The sequence below is a fragment of the Paenibacillus xylanexedens genome (genome assembly GCF_007676705.1).
GTDB lineage: Bacteria > Bacillota > Bacilli > Paenibacillales > Paenibacillaceae > Paenibacillus > Paenibacillus xylanexedens_C.
Window position 1 is genome coordinate 1,230,590 of record NZ_VEBF01000001.1, and the last position, 21,706, is coordinate 1,252,295.

Consider the following 21,706-nt stretch of genomic DNA (forward strand, 5'->3'; position numbering starts at 1 on the left):
TAGGCTGCCATGAGTTTGTCTACATATGTTGGATTACACGTCCATCCAAAAAAAGTTACAGACAACCTCAAGTTCCTTAGCGAAAATCACTGCTGAGAAGTCGGGGCATATGACAAAGACCTTCCTCGGATTTCGAGAAAGGTCATATGTAAATAGATATGCGCCTCTCTCATCTCTCAGTTACAACAGTGCCACATGGGCACTTGGTCGCTGCAAGAATTAGCACCGTGCGGTATACCGCCGGTTGCCGGGTTTCATCGGGCCAGTCCCTCCACCTACTCTTGATAAGATTTCGCTGTATTAGATTGTAATTTAATATGGTTCACCGTCTACTTTATTACATTAATGCCCTCACGTCAAGTTGCAGTTCAATGTCTGCTTTCCAGATCGGAACCGTTCATCATCCGTTGTCATACACTGCCTCAGAGCGCGAAATAGACACATTTTTGCGCTTGAAAGCACCTTGTACCAGCGGTATACTAAACAAGGTGTTATAAACCCTTATGTGAGAGGTGACATATTAAATGGATGGCGACCCGAGGCCTGACTGGCAGCCGAATTCCGACAAACTGCATAGAGAATTGACATCAGCATGCCGGCAGCGGGACGTAACTTCCGTTTGATTATAAAGTGAACGCAGCCCTGATCTCCAGGCTCCGCTGCCGACCGGCTGATTTGTTCTTTTTGCGCCCATAATGATAATATCCGCCAGCTTGGCGGGTGCAGAAGGAGTAGATTAACGATGAAAATCCGGTTGGTAAACAACGGTGTATTTATTCCGGTGGACGACATTCAGCAGGCGCTGACTCCACCAGCGGAAGGATTTTACTGGATTGATGCAGACGTAGACGATTTGGCGGTACTTCAGCCGCTGTTCTTGATGCATGATCTGGCTGTGGAAGACTGTCTAAGTGACGAGGAACAACGTCCGAAGATTGAGATCTATGAGAACCATTATTTTATTGTGATTAATAGCATCCGTTTTGATGATGAAGAGATATTTCTACGTGCGGTCAACCTGTTCCTCGGCAGACATTTCATTATAAGTGTTACAAAACAGAAGGTCAGCGAATTACGCACATTAAAACCCATCCTGTGGGAACAGGAAATCAGTACACCCGATCGTCTGCTGTATCTGCTGGTTGACTTGATTGTTGACAATTATTTCACCGTAGGTGACCGAATTGAAGCTCGGATCGAGAAGCTTGAGGAAGATATTCTGATGCACACCAAAAAGTCTCATCTGAATGAAATCATCGGGCTACGCAGTGAGATTCTGTGGCTGAAAAAAGTGCTTGGACCTCAGAAAGAGGTCATTAACACTCTTAACAAAAAAGATCTGCGTCTCATTGATGATCAACTGCAAAAATATTTCAGTGACATCTATGAGAATGCCGTAAAAATATCTGAAACCTTTGAAACCTACCGCGACCTGATGGGTAACTTGCGAGAAGCCTATCAATCCAGTATTGCGAACCGGGCGAATGAGATCATGCGCGTGTTTACCGCGATTACTACGGTCTTCATGCCGCTGACGGTCATTACCGGTATATACGGTATGAACTTTACGAATATGCCAGAACTTAACTGGAAATACAGCTATTTTGTTGTGATTGGCCTGATGGTAACGCTGGGCCTGAGCATGTTCTTTATTTTCCGCAAAAAAGACTGGGTATGAACTCGTATGAAATAACAAAGACGAAGCGCTCCTTCTGGAGGAACGCCTCGTCTTTTTTTCATTTCCGATCATTAACCAACATGCCGCTCTGTCTCTGCGTGCCGACGAAAGCGGATTCGAATCATGCGCAGTCTTTCATAGACCTGCTCCAGACTTCCTCCGTCGGGCTTGTCTCCTCCATACACCTTATGTAATACCGGCTTCAGGAACGTATCTCCCAGCTCCTCATACGCACTCCATACGGCCTCTTGTTCGTTCTCTGGCATAACTGCCAGCTCCACATCCAGAAGACAATCGGTGTCATAACCTTCAAGATCCAGTGTCTCCAACAGCTCAATCAATTCACGTCGGGATAATCCGGATCGATTAACAATCTCTTCTAACGTATGCCCGTCCTTCATGCCCTCAAGCACCTGCTTACGTGTGGTGAACTTGTCGAGTTCCTGCTTGTACTTCTGCTCTCTCTGCTTGTATAACCAGCTTTCATATTCTTCTTCCTTCAGAGCCGTGTATACCCAATCCAGCGGGAACGTTGTTGAACGCTCCAACCCATTCGTAATCTCCATCCACTCCATACCATACTCGGTCGCTTTGCTCTCCCCTACGCCAGGCAGTTGCATGAGTTCATCCATCGATTGCGGAACAAAGGCACTGATCAAACGCAGCAGACGGTTCGTTGCAATAAAATAGGGTGCCTTCCGGTCAGATACAGCTCTCTTCCTGCGCCACGTGCACAGATCCGTATATAACTGCTCATTGCCGTATAGTTCACTGTAGCAATGGAGCCGCTGACCACCATAACTGCGTGACTTCAGATCATCATTCTCGTAAAATAAACCCTGCAGCTGCGGTCGGTATCCTTCGCTCATCTGTATGGCAAGCTGATGACGGTAGATATGAAGCAGCTCCTCCCAAGAAGCTCCTTCGTACCAGATGCTGTCCTCTCGCTCCCCTTCCTCATAGCGGCTCCATCCCAGCTGCCAGCTATCTTCCTCTTCCCCAATCCATAGCTGCGCATACTCTGCGTTCTGATCTGACATTCTGGACAATCTGTTCATAAAAATGACTTCCATTTTTGTTCCTCCCTTTGAATATTCAGCCTATACGAGTTAGATATGCTACCTACAGGCAGCACAAAAAACACCTCTCCTGCAAAATCCATGCAAGAGAGGTGCTTCCTCATTAACCGTGCTATGCTGTTGCCCATATCATACCACAATGGTAAATTTCGTCAATCCTTTATTTTTCTAGATATTCAATGCCAACTTAGCAAGCGCTAGCGAACCACACAGCCCTGCATTGTCACCAAGTCCTGGTGAAACAACATACTGGTCAATGTCAGATTGAAGTGCCGGATGCTGAACGTATCCAGCAAGCAACTCCTGCAGTTTGCTACGAACCATCGGGAACAGATGCTCCTGCTTCATTACTCCGCCACCCATTACGATTTTCTGCGGAGAGAGAATTAGAACATAATTCATCAGTGCATGTGCCAGGTAATGTGCTTCGATCTCCCATGCTTTATGATCTGCAGGCAGCTCATAAGCCGGTTGCTCCCAACGTTTGTTAATGGCCGGGCCAGCTGCAAGACCTTCAAGGCAATCCCCATGATACGGACAGAAACCCTCGTATGTATCCTCCGGATGTCTGCGCACAATGATATGTCCCATCTCTGGATGAGACAATCCATGGACCATTTTACCGCCGACCACAGCGCCTGCACCAATACCTGTGCCCACAGTGATATACAGACAGCTGTCAAGACCTTGTGCAGCGCCCCAGGTTGCTTCTCCAAGTGCCGCACCATTCACATCCGTATCGAATGTCATCGGTACATCAAAATGCTCCTTGAGCTTGCCAATCAGGTTATACTGTCCCCAATGTGGTTTGGGTGTTGTTGTGATATAACCATACGTTGGGCTTCCTTCAATCGGGTCAATCGGGCCAAATGAACCTACGCCTAGCGCTTCAATGCCTTTGCCTTCAAAAAAAGAAATCACTTGAGCCATTGTCTCTTCCGGTGTTGTCGTTGGAAAACTTACGCGCTCAAGAACTTCTCCATTTTCCGTGCCAATACCACATACAAATTTGGTTCCGCCTGCTTCAATCGCGCCTAAGATCGTCATGTTAGTCACACTCCCAAGTTAGTTTAAAAAAGGATTGATCGTTCCTCACTGGATGACATTATAATTACCCTGCTACTCGATCCCCAGCTTGGACAGTCGTTTCATTAACGTCTGCCTCCAGCTATCTGACAGTGCAGAAATGGCCAGCAGTGCCTGAATACCTTCCACATCTTCCTTCCCCTGATGCATAACTCGATTAGCTTCAAGAACCGTCATGGATGAAGGATCGGTGCTGATTCGTCGAAATATCGATGAAGGCCGAACCTCCCCTTCTTGCAGTACACGAAAGTAAAAGCCGGTATGTCCACTCTCCTGAAAATAAACAGGCAGCTCCTTATAATCATACCGCGCACCCAGCTTGAAGCATGGTTGTCTCGGCTGACTGACCTGTACCGTAGCTTCGCCCAACTCATACACATCACCAATCCGGACATCTTCTTCGGCACAGCCCTCAACCGTCAGATTTTCTCCACAAGCTCCCCATTCCAGCTTGCGATCCATCCGTTGTTCTAGCGCCGGATAACGACTGTAATCGTATACACAAACGGCCTTGTCAGGTCCGCCATGATGCACCAGATCCGCCTGCGCATCCCCTGTCATTCCAGTGAATGACAGGAAAACCGCGCCGGATACAGGATGTTTCACAATGCCGCTCATCACTTCACGCTTTTGCCCAGGGAGCGGGCGCGGCAGTCCGACATTAATGGCCAGAACAGCTGTGTTGCCTTCCCCCCGCTTTTGATCAGATGTGAGTGTCATTTGCATCATACCTCCCATAATCACTTTCTTTTAACGCACAGAGCCACCAAATACCAGCGTATTACTCAAGAGTCGGCCCGGAGAAGTCAGCATTTTACCTGCGGCATACATGCCTGAGGATGCACCTCCATCCAGATTCATGGCCTGTTTGGCACCAAGTTTCTGCATCACCCCTGCCCACTCCTTAACTGTCGCTCCGGAAACAGTAGCCAGCATTACGGAACCATCCGCCATGATGGCGATACCACTTCTGGCTCCGGACGCGGTAAGAATCTTGGCATCCTTGAAACCTTCGCTCGCCGGATTTACAGCTACCTTACTGTCTTTCACTAGACGTGGTCCTGCTCCAACAGCGGTCACTACATCTTGCCAAGGGATCTCTTTGCCTGCTGCGTTCGTATACTTATAATTCATTTCTACGGTTGAACCAACGGTGAAACGATCCGAAGAAGACTTCTGATTGCCGGTGAAGACCAATACCGAGCCATTCTTAGGAATCGCTACATTGGTGTTTGGCACCTTTTTGGTCACAATCCCCTTCTCCATGACAACCGCAGTACCACCTTTGAAACCGACTGTGGCACCTCGTTCAGGCGTATACAACATTGTAATGCTAGCATTCGCTGAAGGTGTTCGATTAATAAAGGTCGCATACCAACTGCGTGATTTGCCTTTCGTATCTGTCACTTTACCAGTCAGGCTCACCTGAAGTGAATCCATAATCGCCGAGCCATCTTCCTTAAATCCGATGGATGTTCCGTATCTTCCAATATGTATGACCTTGCCATTTGCTATTAACATGCCATATGGATCTGGTGCTCCGTTATACGCTTCAAAAAATGCTCCATTAATGGCTGCTTGTGCGCCATAGGCTTTCACAATCGATGGCAGTGTTGCCGTTTGGCCAACTTGTTTCTTCGCCAGTCCCACAGTAACCGGTGTTCCTTTTGGAATCGTAACCGTCTGCACGGTAAAATTGCGACCTGCTGCTTTTACTTTCTGTACTTTGGTGCTAATTGCTGCTTTGGCATCCACTGTCTGTGGCGCACTTACTGCTCCCGAAAGAATCACGGGCAAGGCCAGGACGAGGGCCATAGCCCCTGTCCACCACTTTTTGCCTGTTCGTACGTTCTGCTTGTTGCTCACCCTATTGCCACTCCCATCCAAGAGCCAAGGCTCTTCATCTCAAGTTGTTCAAACTTGTCCATCACCATATCCGGATCAAGACGCAATTCACAGATATCCAGCGCACAGGCAACCGGAACAGCACAATGAATTTCTGCCAGTTTGCGGGACAGATGAAGCATGTCCAGATCACTCTCAATCTTGTTACGCACCGAAGGCGTAAGCTTGTCCATGTTGCTCAGAATCCCTTCGATAGAGCCATACTCCTGTACAAGCTTCAACGCTGTTTTCTCACCAATTCCCCGTACTCCGGGATAATTGTCGCTGGCATCTCCCATTAGACCCTTCATGTCAATGACTTGACGAGGGGTAAGTTGTTTCTCTGCCATGAGCGTTTCAGGGTTATACACCATGTAGTTGCCATGGCCTTTTTTCATAATAATGATACTCGTGCGGTCATTAATCAGTTGCAGCATGTCATGGTCACCCGTCAGTACCATTACATTCATATCTGTCTCTTCGGTGTAATACTTCGCAAGCGTTCCGATGCAATCGTCGGCTTCGAATCCTTGTGCACCTATATTCGGAATACCCAAGCTATCCATCACTTCACGGATCAGGGCAAACTGGGGAATCAGGTCATCCGGAGCTTCGGACCGGTTGCCTTTGTAAGCTGCATACTCTTCACCGCGGAACGTCTTACCGCCCATATCCCAACAACATACAACATGACTTGGCCCAAAAGTCTGAACCGCATCCCAGAAATAACGGATAAATCCGTAGACTGCGTTGGTAGGCAATCCTGCCTTTGTACGTCTGATATATCCGCTTGCAGATGTCGCATAAAAAGCACGGAACAACACCGCCATACCGTCTACCAGCAACAAAGTAGGTTCATTACGTTGATTCACTTGAATTTGTTCTCTCCTATCTAAATCTAGCATATAAATATCGAAACTAATTCTATCATTATAGCATAGTTCCGCCAACCATCGTTCAGCCAAAAAAGCCCTGAATTTCGAACAATTCAAGGCCGATAATCACCAAGTTTATGCGTTATTCCATTCCTGCTCATACGTTTCTTCCTTGAATCCAACCGTCACCTTTTCTCCATCCGTAACGATTGGACGTTTGATCAGACGACCATTCGAAGCCAGTAAACGAATCTGTTCATCGGCTGACATACCTGGCAGCTTGTCCTTCAATTGTTGTTCTTTATATACTTCCCCACTCGTATTAAAGAACTTCTTCACTTCCAGTCCGCTCTGTTGGATCAGCTCGGTTAATTCCGCTTCCGATGGCGGTGTATCAAAAATAGGGATTAGCTCCAGCTCATGTCCTTGAGCTTCAAGCCATTTTACTGCTTTGCGGCATGTGCCGCATTTGGCATATTGATATACTTTTAAATTGCTCATTGTGTGTCCCTCCTTTGCTCCGGTTTCGTGTGGCTCCGGTTTCGTGTGGCTCCGGTTTCGTGTGGCTCCGGTTTCGTGTGGCTCCGGTTTCGACTTCTCGCTTCCCTTGGTTTGCTTCGCAAATCCAAAAGTCGCTCCAAATCGATACCATCGCCATGCAACTTTACTGACTTTTGCGAATGAGATCAAAAACACACATTCGCTATATTTTTTTGGGATCAAGACCTTACTACTTTGCTTTAATCACTTTAAAAGCATTTTAAAGTTTGGACATGTTAACAGCTTTATTATGAAAGTGCTAAACATCCATACATGAAACATGCAACCATAAGGATTAGCCTACGGCATGCTGTTCGGGTGCAGGCAGCATCCATCACACCACATCAAAACCAGTGTGCTCCCTAAACAGGAGGGGCCTTGCAGAAAGTTCAACACAGGGTGCAGATCTAAGGCCCTCGTCGCAGTTTCCTACAGTTCTTCTCTGGGAGCTGCCTCATCATTCAAACGCTTCTCAAGCGCGGCCATATCTGGTGGAAAAGGAGCCTGGAACGTCATGCGCTCTTGTAAAATGGGATGTTCAAACGTCAGTTCACAAGCATGCAATGCCTGACGTGCAATCCAGCTATCCCGTTCCTCCCGAACAGCCATGGTCTGCTCATCGATCTCGTGCACTGGTAGTGTCTTGTACATTCGATCACCGATCAATGGGCAGCCGATGGACGTCATATGTACCCGGATCTGATGGGTTCTGCCACTTTCCAGCTTGAGGCTTATCGCACTGGCGCTGCCTCCTGACCAACGTGTTAAGGTTGTGTACAACGTTCTTGCAGCGTAGCCATCAGGTGTTACGATTCGGCGGTGTGGCTCTTCAGGATCGCGGTCAATCGGTCCATCCACCGCTCCCTGTTGCGGGACAGGACTGCCGTGAACAAGTGCAATATATTTCTTGTCTACTGTACCCGCGATCATCTGTTCAGACACATGCTGATGTACATAGGGATTCTTGGCTATCGCTAGCACTCCTGACGTCTCTTGATCAAGCCGATGAATGGGTCTGAACCGGAAGCGCTCGCCCTTGGATTTCCAGTAATGAACAACGCCATTCGCCAAAGTACCTGTATAGTGTCCATGTGTCGGATGAACGATGATGCCCGCATCCTTGTTGACAACAAGCAAGTGCTCGTCTTCATACAGAATGGTAAAAGGAATAGGTTCAGGCAATATATCATCTGATTCCTCTTGCTCCATCCGAACTTCAACGACATCGCCCGCAGCTACCTTGACGCTAATGTATACACGTTCTCCATTAAGCATGACACCTTGCTCGGTCAGTTTGATTTTGGATAGGAGCTTGCGCGACACCAGCAACCGGCGCTGAAGCACGGTCTTCAGCAGCCAGCCATCCTCTTGTTCGGTCACCGTGTAGACAATCGGCGAATAGTAGTGGCTCATTCTTTGCGGCGGAATACTTTTTTGCTCCGCACATATTCAATATCGGCCACCTGTTGTCTCGCATTGGCCGTCCGTGCAACCACAAAGAAATAATCAGACAGTCGGTTTAAATACCGTCGGACAGACGGGTTAATATCCGTATGTTGTCCCAGTGTTACCGTGCGACGTTCCGCGCGGCGACATACGGTACGGCACACATGAAGAGCGGAAGACAACGGGCTGCCACCAGGAATAATGAATCGTTCCACTTTTGGATTCTCTGCATCATACTGGTCAATCCATTGTTCCAGACGTGTGACCATCTCATCTCTCACCTTATATTTGGTCTCACTAATCTTCACGAAGGCCAGATCGGACCCGCAATCAAACAATTCCTGCTGAACTTCCAGCAGATGTTCACGCAGATCTTCGAATTGTCCTTGAGCAGAATTAATGAGGCTAATCGCCTGACCGACAAAACAGTTCAGTTCATCAATCGTACCGTAGGCCTCAACTCGATCATCATCCTTGATGACGCGTCCACCGATGACCGAAGTCTGTCCTTCGTCACCTGTTCGTGTATATATACCCATCGTGATCCCTCCAATTGTTAATTTAATCATGAATACGAGAATGCCATTTTTTCAGAAACCAGTCTATCGCTTTACACGTATATAAGAATTGGTGTGCTCTGCCGAGTATACGACAAATCGAAGGAAACCAAAAGTAAAGGAGACGATTATGCAAAACTGGATAACCGATTTCATGGAACAATACGGCTACATAGGCATTGCACTCATTATTGCTCTTGAGAACGTATTTCCCCCAATTCCATCTGAAATCATCTTGCCGTTTGGCGGATTCATGACCACTTATACCAGTCTCACCCTTCCAGGTGTTATTATTGCCGCTACCATCGGCTCGGTCCTTGGCGCTGTGCTCCTGTATGGCATTGGACTACTCATTGACGTCGAACGCCTTGAAAAAATTGTGGAACGCTGGGGACATGTTCTGCGCATCAAAAAAGAGGATATTCACCGTGTCGATGCATGGTTTGACAAATATGGCATGTGGACCGTATTGTTCTGTCGAATGGTCCCCCTTGTCCGTAGTCTCATCTCCATTCCTGCAGGCATGTCCAACATGAAATTTGGTTTATTCCTTCTCTTTACAACCATTGGTACATTGGTATGGAATATTATTCTTGTCTCTGTTGGCGCTGCGCTCGGCGCATCATGGGAGAGCATTTTGCACTTTATGGACGTCTATTCCATTGTCGTGTATGTTATTTTGGCCATCATTGTTATCGGATGTATTATCTGGTGGATCAGACGTAGCAAAAAGCAGAAATAAATAATGACAGACTCAATAAATAAAGCCTCCTTGCCACCATTTCGTGGTCGAGGAGGCTTCTTCATATCACCCGTTTATGTCATCTCGCTACCGTTCATCTTCATCCCGCATTCCCTGACGCTTAAGATCGATAGCCAGACCGGATACCAGCATGTACATCTTTTCAGCACGTGTCTGCAGCATCCGGTTAACCGAAGCCATTCTCGCTGTAAATATTCGTTCTTCCTCTGTAGGATGCAATGTGCCATGCATTTCATTGGTAATCACAAGCAACTTCCCCTGATAAGACAATAATGCATCAAGCAAAAGCTGTGTCTCTGCACGCTGGTGATTCAGATCCTCTGTGGCCCTGAAGCCGGCAGCCATCCATGAGGTAAGACTGTCTACAATTACAATTCGCTGATCCGCCAAAAACAGATTGGATTCCCGATTAATCTGGGTGATCACCTCTGTCAGATGCTGACCGTTCCCGGCATGAATGGCACGATAATGAGCGGATGGCAATTCGGGAATAACGGGATCATGATCACCAGTGGATAAATATACGCCCTCCCGGCTAATCCCGGCTGCGTACTTGAGGGCAAACCGGGTTTTACCACTACCTATGCCGCCTGTGACCGTAATCAACAATCCGCTTCCCTCCTTCCGTAGCCATTCTGTATTTCGTTTACTCTGTTAGCGCCTTCAGCACTTTTTTGGATTCTTCGACATTGGAAGCTGATACCGGAATGGTGGCAAATAGATTACTTGCAGCATATTCTACATCTTTAAACATCTTCATGTCTTCGAGTGGAATGCCGTAAAGATGTGATTCTTGCTTGAGATCTGAACCTGCATCTCCTTCACCTTGCTCCACTAAGACCCCACCTTCAAATACACCACGTTCATACTTCTTGGGATCAAAGGTATCATCAAGCGGAACATTGGAACCATTACTTCCGTATTGTTTCATGTCGGATTCAGGCAATATGAAGATATCATGTCCCCCAGCCGCATACTCTACCATAATTTTCTGAACATCATACATCGCACTGGTGATCACTTCCACCTTGGGCTCCTCGCCAAGTTTCTGTTGCAGATTGGCCTGCAACTGCTCCGAGATCACAGATGGATTTCCTTGGTTATCAATGATAAAAACGGAAAATCCATCCTTTCCCCCACAACCAGCCAACAAAAAAATAACAGAAATGATCGCAGTAAGCCCCCAAAATCTCTTCATTCCAGTTCCCCCTTTAGTCTCCTATGTCCAATATATCACAATTGTTCCACGCAAAAAAATAACCTGGCTTATCGGGGGATATCCTTTGCTCTACACACAAAAAAGAAGACCCTCTCAGGTCTCCTTTTCTAACTCCATTAACGAAACGTTTCAAATCCAGCGAAAACGTTATTTCCCTTTAATCGGGTTAGCCTTCATGTATTCATTAATCTTTAGATCCAGCAAACTGCTGATTTCAATTACAATATCGGATGTGAATGATTTCTCTTCAAGGAAGATCTGTTCCATCTTGCGACGAAGCATATGAATCTCATCTTCCAAGGAAATGTCATGCAAAGATGCGTGATCAGGTTTCACCGACCATCGGTCGCCATGATCGCCTTCTGCCAGATAGTGCCCACGATTAGTCGGTAAATCATATTCAACACAAAACAAAGCCAACCCCTCCTTGGAAAAATGGTTTCCAAATTATGAAAACTTATTTCAAATTGAAATTATATCACAATATTTTGTAAAAGAAAGTTATTTTTTTACAATGATAAAATGTATATCTGTGTAAAAAGTATTAACCCTCTTTTTGCAATTTGTAAACAAAGTTTCCGATTCGTTCCAATGCTTCATTCAATTGGGTTACGGAAGTAGCATACGAGCAACGCAAGAAGCCTTCACCCTGAGGACCAAAAACATTCCCAGGAACAGCAGCAACTTTATTCTCCGTTAACAATCGCTCGGCAAACAGGTCGGAACTCATGCCTGTCTTTTGAATACTCGGGAATGCATAGAATGCTCCCTGAGGTTCGTGACAGTCAAGTCCAATATCCCGGAATCCCTGCACAATCAAACGTCTACGTTGATTATACGATTCTACCATCCGGTCTTTCTCACCCAGACCATTCGTCAATGCCTCAAGTGCAGCAACCTGGCCCATGGCCGGCGCGCACATTACCGTATACTGGTGGATTTTGAGCATGGCTGCAATAAGTTCAGGGTGACCACACATATATCCAATCCGCCATCCTGTCATTGCAAAGGCTTTGGAAAATCCGCTTACCAGAATGGTCCGCTCCTTCATATCAGGAATAGCAGCAAAGCTGACATGCTTTTGCGTATAGGTCAATTCAGCATATATTTCATCCGCAATCACGATTAGATCATGCTTTTTGATCACTTCAGCAATCGGCAGCCACTCTTCATAGGTCATGATCGCCCCTGTTGGATTACTCGGATAACACAGAATAACCACTTTCGACTTCGGTGTGATGCCTGCTTCAAGTGCTTCAGCCGTTAGCTTGAACTGATCTTTCGCATAGGTTTCAACACCGACCGGTATCCCTCCACCGATCGAAGCGATTGGTGAATAAGCTACGTACGAAGGTTCAGGAATGAGAATTTCGTCGCCAGGTACAATTAATGCGCGCAAAGCCAAATCAATCGCTTCACTGCCACCCACGGTAACAATAATCTCATCCTTGGGATCATATTTGGTATCAAACTGCGTATCCAGATACTCGCTGATGGCTTCTCTCAGCTTCGGCATGCCTGCGTTGGATGTGTAGCTGGTCATACCTCTTTCCAGCGAGTATACACAAGCTTCACGCATATGCCAAGGTGTAACAAAGTCAGGTTCACCCACGCCCAATGTGATAATATCCTTGTTGTCACCAACCAGATCGAAAAATTTGCGAATTCCGGATGGAGGTATCTGCTGCACGAGAGGTGCCAGATAAGATGTCATATTCTTGTTGTTCCCGGTTGTCTGTTCATTCACTATCATGACACATCTTCCTTTACGGCGAGATCATGAGACGGTTGTCTTCCTGATGGTCTTCAAAGATAATCCCGTCCTGCTTATATTTTTTAAGAATAAAATTCGTTTTGGTTGAAAGTACAGAGTCAATCGGAGACAGTTTCTCCGACACGAAATTAGCGACTTCACGCAGGTTGCCACCTTCCACTTCAACGAGCAGATCGTATGCGCCTGACATGAGATATACGGACTTCACTTGAGGGTATAGATAAATGCGCTCAGCAATTCCTTCAAAGCCACGACCACGCTCCGGCGTAATCTGCACCTCAATCAAGGCCGTTACTTTCTCATCATCTATTTTACTCCAGTTCACGACGGTTGCGTATTTCACGATGACGTGGTCTTGTTCAAGCTGTGCCACGACGTTCTTGATCTTGTCTTCCGACTCCCCCAGCAGCGTCGACAGCAGTGCGGGAGTCCTTCTCGCGTCTTCCTTTAGAAGATCCAGAACTTTTAATTGCAGATCGTTCAAATCTTTCATGGTTTTCCCTCCAGCATCATCCAGGTTCCTGAAAATGAATTAATACTTATATTACATGAATTTAACGTTGATGCAAAGACAAAAGACCGCCTGCCCTGAATTCAGGCAAGCGGTGGTATGGTCCTGGATCGTAGGTGCTCAAACCTCTTATACACGGGTTACATGTAATAAGGGTTACCGTAATTCGGCTGATGCTGAGGCACATTAGGAGCTTGGCTATATGAACTGTTCTGCGTGTTCTTTTCTTGAATGAATTGCTGACACTTCTGTTGGGTCTGTTGTGCAGACTGGATTTGTTTGTCCACATCCTGACGAAGTGCTTTGGATGAAGCGGAATACATGTTGTTTTGTTGCATCAGATTGAACAATTCACCTTGCAATCTTAATGTATCGTTCGTTAACTCATTGAACATTCTACGAGTTGTGGGACAGGAAGATTCAGTAGTTGCTGTTGTATATTCACGTGAGGTTCGTCTTAAATCTGCAAGAATCGACTTCAACAAATCTTGTTCTTGCATAAAATTCCCACCAGATGACAAAGATTGAGTGTACACTTATTTTCCTCCTATGCTTTAGAATAACTTGTCGTGTTTTGAGCTTTACTGGGATTGCGCTGGTGCAAGAGATTGATGTTGCTGTAACGCATTGACAAGAGTATTCAGATGCTGCTCATGTGAGCGAACATAATGATTCAGCACCTGTTGAATTTGCGGATTATGTGTGATGGAGGCTGTAGCTGCACATTGTTTGATTAACATTTCCTCATTGGAAATTGAATCCGCGATATAGTTCAGTTCCTTGGGGCTCAGTGCTTGCATTTGTGAATTTTGCATGTATGTCTGACCTCCTTAACCTAAAGTTATTGCGAATTTATTGTTACCCTAACCTGAAAAAGTATACTTCAACTACATTCTACAGAGGTGATTAATTGTGGAACTTATTAACGGGGAAACGTTTTGGCCAACCACCTTTGATTCCCATCCCCATTATCCTGTTTTGAAAGAAAATCTGTCCTGTGATTGCCTAATCATCGGCGGTGGAATAGGAGGCGCACTCTCTGCCAAGCTTCTGATAGATCAGGGGATTGATACCGTTGTTATTGACAAAAGAGATATCGGTCATGGCAGCAGCATGGCAAATATGGGCCTGCTCCAATATGCGAACGACAAAACGCTCACCTCTTGTATCCAGACATTCGGAGAAGAACGCGGTGTTCGATTCTACGAATTATGCCGTGATGCCATGCAACATCTCGAAAAAATTTCATCGAAGCTTGAGATTGATCCTTGGTTTGTGCCTCGCACAAGTCTGTATTGCGCCAGTCACGAGGAAGATGTACCGTTGCTGGAGGAAGAATATCGTAACCTGAAACATTATGGATTTGATGTAGAGCTGTGGGATCAGGAAAAAATCAGTGCACTGTTCCCGTTCAGCAGACGCGCTGCACTATATACAAGCGGGGATGCTGAGGTAAATCCTTATCGTTTGGTTCATTCACTATTCCACTCAGCCTCACGTCAAGGAGCTAAAGTCTATGCTCATAGTGAATTCACCCACTGTGATTACGATGGAAATGGTGTCCTATGTTACACACCTCATGGCACTGTACGTGCCAAACATGTTATTTTCTCAACAGGCTATGAAACACAAGAAATCAAAAAAGACAGAGGCGCATACCTGATAAGCACATATGCTATAGCTACCAAGCCAATACAGGATCTAAGCAGCTGGTATAAGCAGTGCATGATATGGGAGACCGAACGACCTTATCTATATATGCGCACGACTCCAGACGGAAGAATAATGGCTGGTGGACTTGATGAGAATCGTCCTCGAGAAGAACAACGGGCGATCAAGGCGGTTCATAAAGGTGAGATTTTGTTACAGAAGATTGCCGAGTATTTTCCATTACCTGATCTCGAAGTCGATTACGCTTGGGAAGCTGTATTTGGCAGTACCCATGATGGTCTTCCGTTTATCGGTCCACATCCAGATTATCCGAATTCGTACTTTGTTGAAGGGTATGGAGGCAACGGTACCGTGTACAGTATGATTGCTGCCTCTCTGATTGTGGATGCCATTACGGGCAAGCAGAACCCTGATATGGATCTATTCTCACTTACACGTACAAGTAAACCATCTCCTGTATAACCAACTATATGAACCAATACCAATACAAACAGGGTACAGTACAAGGAAAGTTTTATCTTTCCCTGCATTGTACCCTGTTTATATATTGAAAGGCTGCTAGCCCGCCGACTCTTGACCTTCCGGCCGCTTCAATAATTTACGCATAAAGAACCAGCCGATCAGCGGGAACGCACCCAGAACGATAATAAGCCAAGTTAACATGCGCAGGGACGGAGTATTCATGACCGTTACAATAAATATGGTCAACCCGAAAAGTCGGCCACCCATCAGACATAACTCTCTCAATACGACAAGTTCAACCCTTTTCTCCACATTTTCGCCACTTGTACCCATCATGTCGAATCCCGCTGATATCATAGGTAAAATATACAATGGCATCGCGACTGCACTTCCAATCCCCACGATTAACAGCGTAACATAGGTCACTTTCCACAGAAGAGGAATCAGCACAATCAGCAGAATCAGAGCTCCAATGAACATGCCTCTTGATCTATACTGTGGTTTAAACCATTTCCCCACTGCCCAATAACTTAGTAATGCTACAGCAGAAGTGATGAGTGAGAACTGTCCCAATTTATACTCCTGTGCAGTGGCCACGTATACAAGCAGTGCAATCAAAAAGGCAAAAACACCTTCACGCGCACCCTGAGCGAACAAACCCAAAGCCAAGGTCCTCCAGGGACTATCCGGTTTGGATAACTGTATCCAAGGCTCGGACCAGCGGTATGTTCCGCTTACCTTTCTCTTTTTGAGAAAAAAACTAAAGACTACCGCGATAACATAAATGACGAGTGATACCGTAAATATGAGTCGATACCCTGTATTATCCGCCATTCGGGTAATAATCAGACCGGAGAACCATGGACCTATAATTCCTGTCATCGAGCCAAGTAATCCGACCCAGCCATTGAATAGATCTCTGTTTTCCCGATCCGTTATTTCAAAATACACGACATTAAATGCGATCCAGAATAGCCCCAGAGAACAACCCAGTAATATGCCCAGAGGCCAAATCCAGTCTACAGCTCTGGAACCGGCCCAGAGGACAACCATATAGAAAAGGCCGGACAGCGCAGTACCCAGTCGTAAAGCACTCATTTTATTGTGTTCCTTGACCCATTTGCCAGCAAGCCAGAACGTGAGTCCAATGGCCAATTGCTGACTGATTGTGAACCAACCCAACATGGCATAATCCGGACGGCTTTTCCACAGAAACACATTCAAAAAGGTTCCCGACAGCGCTCCGGCTAACGCAAACAATCCATTCACGCCCAAAAGCAGAATGGATTGTCGGCCTAAAGTAATCTTCATCTGCTCCTCCTTAATCCACCTGAAGTGAACTGTTTACAGGTAGGTCTTAGGGTTAACGTGCCCCAAGCTGGAGGAAAACATGATGAATCTTCAGGATTGCTTTGAAATTGGTATGCATTTCCGAATGCTATCTATTTATGCGCACTCAGGTTCTTAATCAGACGCAAGCGATCATTCTCAGACAGACTATATTGAACTTGGAAACATCCCGAGCATACATAAGTTTGTACCGTGAATGGTGGTGACAGTAGGGAGCCTTCACCCGAAGCTGCGTTAGCAACTGAAGTAAAGTTATCCTCCGTTGCAGCTTGAGTGCCAGCGAGAATCATGAATTCCCGACAATTCGGGCACTCCGGTACTTCTTCCTGATGATCAAGTTGCTTCTGGACACCTTGTTCATATTGAATCAGGTCATTGCCTTCATCCGCGTATTTGGTTAACGTTCGCAACTCAGGCAATTTAAGCTCGACTTCATCCCCCCACAGATCTGAAAGATCCGTAGTCTGTTTATCATCGTTTGCATGATCCACATCATAAATGTCGTCTTCAACTTCATCTTGCTCTTCATCACCGATGTCAATGTTGAGCGTACGATATCCCTTCAATTCATTGTGGCAGTATGGACACTCTTCTTCAGGACCGAGTTCCTCATCCCATACAATCTCCGTGTGACACCAAGGGCATACTGTTGTTTCCATATTGAATCAACCTTTCTCTTTCAAATAATCATGTATTCATCACATAGATGACACCGATGGCAAAGAACACAATTGATGCCGCAAACAGAATCCGTATCAATATCTTCATGACCGGTCCCCCTAGATAATACTCGCGCCAATAACAAACGACAATGAGACGGAAATAATCATGGATATCAATCCAACAGCTCGGTTATCCGCTTCGATCTCCTTATCAATGGAGAACACGGGCGTCAGGAATTCGAACAAAAAATAGGCAACGAGCAGAAGGATGAATCCGACAAACGACCACGTCATGGCTTCATATACCGAAGATTTAGCCTGTATGCAGAAACGCAGTACGTTACAGATCCCGAAGATCTTGCCTCCTGTTGCCATGGCAACGGCCACATTGCCCTTCTTGATCTCTGTCCAGCATTTATATTTGGTCACCAGTTCGAAGCAAGCCAGAAATACAAGCAGCTCCATAATCGCTACCGAGAAAAAACCGAGTACCATCCCCAAGGGATGAGACAGCAATTGGTCAATGCTTTCTTTCACGCACCGTTCCCCTCTCCCCATCTGCGACCTTCATGAAAAAGTTGCAGAATATCATTGATTCATGGTCCGGCTATTCCAATTCTGCGACGGTCACACCGTTCCCGCCTTCTCCGTAATTGCCCAGCCGGTAACTTTTAATATGTTTATGCTTACGCAGGTAATCCTGAATACCGGAACGCAAAATCCCTGTACCTTTACCATGAATAATATACACTTGGCCCAGGTTGGCGAGGAAAGCTTCATCAATGAAACGATCTGTTTCCATCAGGGCTTCTTCCAGGTTGGTACCACGCAGATCCAGTTCACTCTTCACATTGTCATCACGCGTGCGTTTCATGCCAGTTACCGGTTTTTGTTTCGGTTTGGCTGCGGGAGCCGATTGCTGCAATTCCAAATCATCCAGGGATACTTTCATTTTCATAATCCCTAGCTGCACCATCGCGTCTTTGCTACCCGACATCTCCACAACATGGCCTTTTTGATTCAAACTATAGACCAGCACTTCATCACCAGGACCGATGGCACGAGTCTTCGGTGCTGATGTCGTCTTCTTGACGGTTTTCCTGCGTTTCTCTGGTTCAGCTTCATCCAGCTGTTTGCGGGCAGCAATGAGTTTGTGCTCCTTCACGGAAGCACCTTCCTCCATAGCCAACTGGCGAAGATCTGCTATAATCTTCTCCGCTTCCGCACGAGCCTTGTCCACAATGCTCCGTGCATCTTCTTCTGCTTTTTCAATCCGACGATCACGCTGCTGTTCCAGCTTTTCCAGTTCAGACTGGTGACGACTGCGTAATTTCTCCATATCCTGACGCAAGCTCTCCGCCTTCTCACGCTCTTGCTCTGCCGTAAGTCGGTTCTCTTCAAGAGAAGCAATCATATGCTCGATCCGTTGATCCTCTTCCTTCACTTCGCCACGAGCGTAGTCGAGAATATAACCCGGAAGCCCCAGGCGCTCTGCAATGGCAAATGCATTACTTCGTCCAGGTACACCCACCAGAAGGCGATAGGTTGGACTCAATGTATTAATGTCAAATTCCATGCTGGCATTAATGACGCCCTTACGCTCATATGCGTATGCTTTCAGTTCACTGTAATGGGTAGTTGCAACCATGCGACATCCCGTCCGGTGCATATGCTCCAGCATAGAGATTGCCAGTGCGGAACCTTCAGCTGGATCTGTTCCTGCTCCAAGTTCATCGAGCAATACCAAGCTTTTCGGTGTCATATTCTTCAGAATGCGAATGATGTTCGTCATATGACTGGAGAAGGTACTCAGGTTCTGCTCAATACTCTGCTCGTCGCCAATATCGGCGTAGATCGCATCAAATACACATAGCTGACTGCCATCCTCTGCCGGAACGAATAGGCCGGACATCGCCATCAGGCTCAGCAATCCAATTGTTTTGAGCGTTACCGTCTTACCACCGGTATTTGGACCTGTCACGATGATGGAGGTGTAATCATTGCCCAGCTCTATGTCAATTGGGACCACATTTTCAATCGGAATCAGCGGATGACGGCCTTTCTTGAGCTTAAGGAATCCACGGTCATTCATGCGTGGCAACGTTGCTTTCAGCTCACGAGCCAGGCGTGCCTTGGCAAAGATAAAATCAAGAGAGCCCAGCAAGTCGACATCATACAGCAGCCATTCTCCCTGTTCACTAACAAGTGCCGTCAATTTCTGCAAAATAATTTCTATTTCGCGCTCCTCCCGAATCCGGGTCTCGCGCAATTTGTTGTTCATCGCAACAATGGATTCCGGCTCAATGAACAATGTCGCACCTGAACCGGATTGATCATGCACAATCCCTCCGAAGTACGAACGATATTCGGCTTTCACCGGGATAACAAAACGGTCTCCCCTGATCGTAATGAGCTGATCCTGCAACATCTTGGATACGGTAGAGGATCGAATCATGGAATCCAGTTTCTCGCGAATCCGTGCTTCTCCGCCTCTCAGCTCACGACGAATCTGCGCTAGCGTTACGCTTGCACTGTCGGCAACTTCTGCATTATCGTCGATACAGATTTTGATGGCATCCTCAAGCGCTTTTTGCTCTGACAATTGATCGCTGATATAAAACAAGGAGTCAATCGTCTCATCTTCATGCACTGTGGCAATCAGGCGCTTCAATCGTCGTGCAGCAAAGGTTGTATTGGATATTCCCAAAAGTTCGTGAGGATTAAGCGTTCCTCCAATTTCAGCACGTTTGATCGAGGCCGTAATATCTACAATCCCTCCAAAAGACGGCGAACCTTTCAGACGATCAAATGTGAATGCTTCATCGGTTTGCTGCAGCAACCGCTTTACTTCTTCAAGTTCACTGATCGGTTCAAGTTGCTCCGCTTTCTTTTTGCCCATTGTAGTTTGGGCAAAGCTAAGCAATGTATTTAAAATCTTGCGATATTCCAGTGTGTGTAAAATTTTCGTGTCCAAGAGTACAACTCCTTCCAAACTATATCTGTATTATAACGAAAGAAACTTTCTTGCGCTATTTAACGAATCCTTCCACACATAACTTCAACCATAGCACCACAAACTACAGGTGTCAGGATTGTGCAACCTCTCCAAAGCCTTAGAGATGCCCTGCTCAGTTCAATCCGAATAAAAGGAGGTAAACACCATGAATTTTCTGGGACATGTTGTGCGATTTGTTATCGCCGCAATTGTTTTAATGGTGGTCAGCTGGATCGTTCCCGGATTCGCCGTTGGAGGCTTCTGGAGCGCTCTGTTGCTTGCTCTCGTTATTGCCCTGCTCGGCTGGATCGTTGAAGGTATCTTCGGCAAAAGGGTCAACCCCTTTGGTCGCGGTATTGTCGGATTTATCGTTAGCGCACTGGTGATTTGGCTAGGTCAATATGTTGTCGATCATGTTGAGGTCAGCCTGCTCGGTGCCATCTTGGCCGCCCTGGTTATCGGGATTATCGATCTCTTCATTCCGGTTTCCACCCCTTTTGATGCCGGACGAAGCTCCAAAAGCTAATATCAGTTTCTCCTTTTCGTGTGCATGAATACTCCTAAACCTCTGAAGGCCTTTGCCGGAAGAGGTTTATTTCATTCGGGCCATAACGATAGTGCAACAAACACATACAGTTTTCAAAAAAACGACATACGCTGCGTGTACAGGCATCCACATATTGCGGTATGATGACTGGAGCAATCATTCACATTTTACCCATATTACCCTAAGGAGGCACATGATGAAGAGAGGCATAGCATGGCTTGCTGCCTGTATGTTAATTCTGGTCCTCGCTGCATGCGGAGGAGCGAATCAGTCCGCAGACTCTGACAGCAACGGGTCGGATGCTGGCGTTACAGCCAGTGAAGAATTGGTCATCAAGGCAAGCAACTACAAATTTGATCAACCCGAGTACCATCTTAAAAAAGGTGTCCCGGTTAAGATTGTTTATGAAAATGTAAACGGAAACCACGGTATTCTCGTGCCTGAGCTGAATCTTACGCTCGACACCAGAAATAGTTCCAAAGTGATCACCCCGGACAAAGTCGGTGAATTTGAAATGTCCTGTTCGGTCTTCTGTGGTTCCGGACACAGCAGCATGATCTCCAAAATTATCGTTGAAGAATAGTATTCAAGACAAGGAGCCCCCGCA

Annotated in this window: 24 protein-coding genes and 1 riboswitch; of the genes, 5 read left to right on the forward strand and 19 right to left on the reverse strand. The window is 46.3% G+C overall.

Annotated features, from left to right (window positions below; all coding sequences use genetic code 11):
• Positions 1–166 precede the first annotated feature (166 nt).
• Positions 167–291: riboswitch (SAM riboswitch) on the reverse strand.
• 451 nt (positions 292–742) lie between these two features.
• Positions 743–1,678 carry a magnesium/cobalt transporter CorA gene (gene corA, locus FS628_RS05390; protein WP_062833460.1) on the forward strand — a complete coding sequence of 312 codons (936 nt, stop codon included), beginning with the start codon at positions 743–745 and terminating at the stop codon, positions 1,676–1,678.
• Between the two features lie 71 nt (positions 1,679–1,749).
• Here corA and FS628_RS05395 read toward each other — a convergent pair whose 3' ends face one another.
• The 8 genes from FS628_RS05395 to FS628_RS05430 all read right to left on the reverse strand — a co-directional run bounded on the left by FS628_RS05395 (position 1,750) and on the right by FS628_RS05430 (position 9,127).
• A complete protein-coding gene (locus tag FS628_RS05395) occupies positions 1,750–2,751 on the reverse strand; it encodes an HRDC domain-containing protein (protein ID WP_145319795.1) in 1,002 nt (333 codons plus the stop codon).
• 174 nt (positions 2,752–2,925) lie between these two features.
• Positions 2,926–3,804 carry an ROK family protein gene (locus FS628_RS05400; RefSeq protein WP_145319797.1) on the reverse strand — a complete coding sequence of 293 codons (879 nt, stop codon included), beginning with the start codon at positions 3,802–3,804 and terminating at the stop codon, positions 2,926–2,928.
• A 72-nt stretch (positions 3,805–3,876) separates the two neighbouring features.
• Positions 3,877–4,563 carry an MOSC domain-containing protein gene (locus FS628_RS05405; protein WP_145319799.1) on the reverse strand — a complete coding sequence of 229 codons (687 nt, stop codon included), beginning with the start codon at positions 4,561–4,563 and terminating at the stop codon, positions 3,877–3,879.
• 30 nt (positions 4,564–4,593) lie between these two features.
• Positions 4,594–5,709 (reverse strand): phosphodiester glycosidase family protein, encoded by a 1,116-nt coding sequence (locus FS628_RS05410; RefSeq protein WP_145319801.1) that lies wholly within the window; start codon positions 5,707–5,709, stop codon positions 4,594–4,596.
• Positions 5,706–6,599, reverse strand: a complete 894-nt coding sequence (locus FS628_RS05415) for a 5'-3' exonuclease (RefSeq protein ID WP_145319803.1) — start codon at positions 6,597–6,599, stop codon at positions 5,706–5,708. The genes FS628_RS05410 and FS628_RS05415 overlap by 4 nt, the downstream gene beginning before the upstream one ends.
• A 138-nt stretch (positions 6,600–6,737) precedes the next feature.
• A complete protein-coding gene (locus FS628_RS05420; RefSeq protein WP_145319805.1) occupies positions 6,738–7,103 on the reverse strand; it encodes an arsenate reductase family protein in 366 nt (121 codons plus the stop codon).
• Between the two features lie 468 nt (positions 7,104–7,571).
• Positions 7,572–8,555 carry an RluA family pseudouridine synthase gene (locus FS628_RS05425; protein WP_145319807.1) on the reverse strand — a complete coding sequence of 328 codons (984 nt, stop codon included), beginning with the start codon at positions 8,553–8,555 and terminating at the stop codon, positions 7,572–7,574.
• The gene (locus FS628_RS05430) at positions 8,552–9,127 is read right to left on the reverse strand and encodes a cob(I)yrinic acid a,c-diamide adenosyltransferase (RefSeq protein WP_145319809.1); all 576 of its coding nucleotides are present in this window, start codon (positions 9,125–9,127) and stop codon (positions 8,552–8,554) included. The genes FS628_RS05425 and FS628_RS05430 overlap by 4 nt, the downstream gene beginning before the upstream one ends.
• A gap of 148 nt (positions 9,128–9,275) precedes the next feature.
• On the opposite strand from FS628_RS05430, the gene FS628_RS05435 reads away from it, so the two are divergent.
• The gene (locus FS628_RS05435; RefSeq protein WP_145319811.1) at positions 9,276–9,887 is read left to right on the forward strand and encodes a DedA family protein; all 612 of its coding nucleotides are present in this window, start codon (positions 9,276–9,278) and stop codon (positions 9,885–9,887) included.
• 87 nt (positions 9,888–9,974) lie between these two features.
• On the opposite strand, the gene FS628_RS05440 is transcribed toward FS628_RS05435, so the two are convergent.
• The 7 genes from FS628_RS05440 to FS628_RS05470 form a co-directional block, all read right to left on the reverse strand.
• Complete coding sequence (locus tag FS628_RS05440) at positions 9,975–10,517, reverse strand: bifunctional adenosylcobinamide kinase/adenosylcobinamide-phosphate guanylyltransferase (protein ID WP_145319813.1); 543 nt, start codon at positions 10,515–10,517, stop codon at positions 9,975–9,977.
• A gap of 37 nt (positions 10,518–10,554) precedes the next feature.
• Positions 10,555–11,106: a hypothetical protein gene (locus FS628_RS05445; protein WP_145319815.1), complete on the reverse strand. Its 552-nt coding sequence runs from the start codon at positions 11,104–11,106 to the stop codon at positions 10,555–10,557.
• A gap of 168 nt (positions 11,107–11,274) precedes the next feature.
• The gene (locus FS628_RS05450) at positions 11,275–11,496 is read right to left on the reverse strand and encodes an aspartyl-phosphate phosphatase Spo0E family protein (RefSeq protein WP_186327769.1); all 222 of its coding nucleotides are present in this window, start codon (positions 11,494–11,496) and stop codon (positions 11,275–11,277) included.
• Between the two features lie 175 nt (positions 11,497–11,671).
• Entirely contained in the window at positions 11,672–12,880 is a 1,209-nt protein-coding gene (locus tag FS628_RS05455; RefSeq protein WP_145319819.1) for an aminotransferase class I/II-fold pyridoxal phosphate-dependent enzyme, read from the reverse strand.
• Positions 12,881–12,893: 13 nt separating this feature from the next.
• Positions 12,894–13,394 (reverse strand): Lrp/AsnC family transcriptional regulator, encoded by a 501-nt coding sequence (locus tag FS628_RS05460; protein ID WP_145319821.1) that lies wholly within the window; start codon positions 13,392–13,394, stop codon positions 12,894–12,896.
• 158 nt (positions 13,395–13,552) lie between these two features.
• The gene (locus FS628_RS05465; RefSeq protein ID WP_440131245.1) at positions 13,553–13,912 is read right to left on the reverse strand and encodes a spore coat protein; all 360 of its coding nucleotides are present in this window, start codon (positions 13,910–13,912) and stop codon (positions 13,553–13,555) included.
• An 81-nt stretch (positions 13,913–13,993) separates the two neighbouring features.
• The gene (locus FS628_RS05470) at positions 13,994–14,227 is read right to left on the reverse strand and encodes a hypothetical protein (RefSeq protein WP_145319824.1); all 234 of its coding nucleotides are present in this window, start codon (positions 14,225–14,227) and stop codon (positions 13,994–13,996) included.
• Positions 14,228–14,324: 97 nt separating this feature from the next.
• Here FS628_RS05470 and FS628_RS05475 point away from each other — a divergent pair, with 97 nt between their 5' ends.
• Positions 14,325–15,545 carry an NAD(P)/FAD-dependent oxidoreductase gene (locus tag FS628_RS05475; protein ID WP_145319826.1) on the forward strand — a complete coding sequence of 407 codons (1,221 nt, stop codon included), beginning with the start codon at positions 14,325–14,327 and terminating at the stop codon, positions 15,543–15,545.
• Positions 15,546–15,641: 96 nt separating this feature from the next.
• Here FS628_RS05475 and FS628_RS05480 read toward each other — a convergent pair whose 3' ends face one another.
• The 4 genes from FS628_RS05480 to FS628_RS05495 all read right to left on the reverse strand — a co-directional run bounded on the left by FS628_RS05480 (position 15,642) and on the right by FS628_RS05495 (position 20,531).
• On the reverse strand, positions 15,642–16,856 hold the full coding sequence (locus FS628_RS05480; RefSeq protein ID WP_145319828.1) for an MFS transporter: 1,215 nt from the start codon (positions 16,854–16,856) through the stop codon (positions 15,642–15,644).
• Between the two features lie 131 nt (positions 16,857–16,987).
• A complete protein-coding gene (locus FS628_RS05485; protein ID WP_145319830.1) occupies positions 16,988–17,554 on the reverse strand; it encodes a hypothetical protein in 567 nt (188 codons plus the stop codon).
• 120 nt (positions 17,555–17,674) lie between these two features.
• Positions 17,675–18,094 (reverse strand): DUF350 domain-containing protein, encoded by a 420-nt coding sequence (locus FS628_RS05490; protein ID WP_062833445.1) that lies wholly within the window; start codon positions 18,092–18,094, stop codon positions 17,675–17,677.
• Between the two features lie 70 nt (positions 18,095–18,164).
• On the reverse strand, positions 18,165–20,531 hold the full coding sequence (locus FS628_RS05495; RefSeq protein ID WP_145319832.1) for an endonuclease MutS2: 2,367 nt from the start codon (positions 20,529–20,531) through the stop codon (positions 18,165–18,167).
• Between the two features lie 187 nt (positions 20,532–20,718).
• Between FS628_RS05495 and FS628_RS05500 the strand changes: the two genes are divergently transcribed.
• Both FS628_RS05500 and FS628_RS05505 read left to right on the forward strand, forming a co-directional pair.
• Complete coding sequence (locus FS628_RS05500; protein ID WP_036610114.1) at positions 20,719–21,078, forward strand: phage holin family protein; 360 nt, start codon at positions 20,719–20,721, stop codon at positions 21,076–21,078.
• 217 nt (positions 21,079–21,295) lie between these two features.
• Positions 21,296–21,682 carry a cytochrome C oxidase subunit II gene (locus tag FS628_RS05505; RefSeq protein WP_145319834.1) on the forward strand — a complete coding sequence of 129 codons (387 nt, stop codon included), beginning with the start codon at positions 21,296–21,298 and terminating at the stop codon, positions 21,680–21,682.
• Positions 21,683–21,706 lie beyond the last annotated feature (24 nt).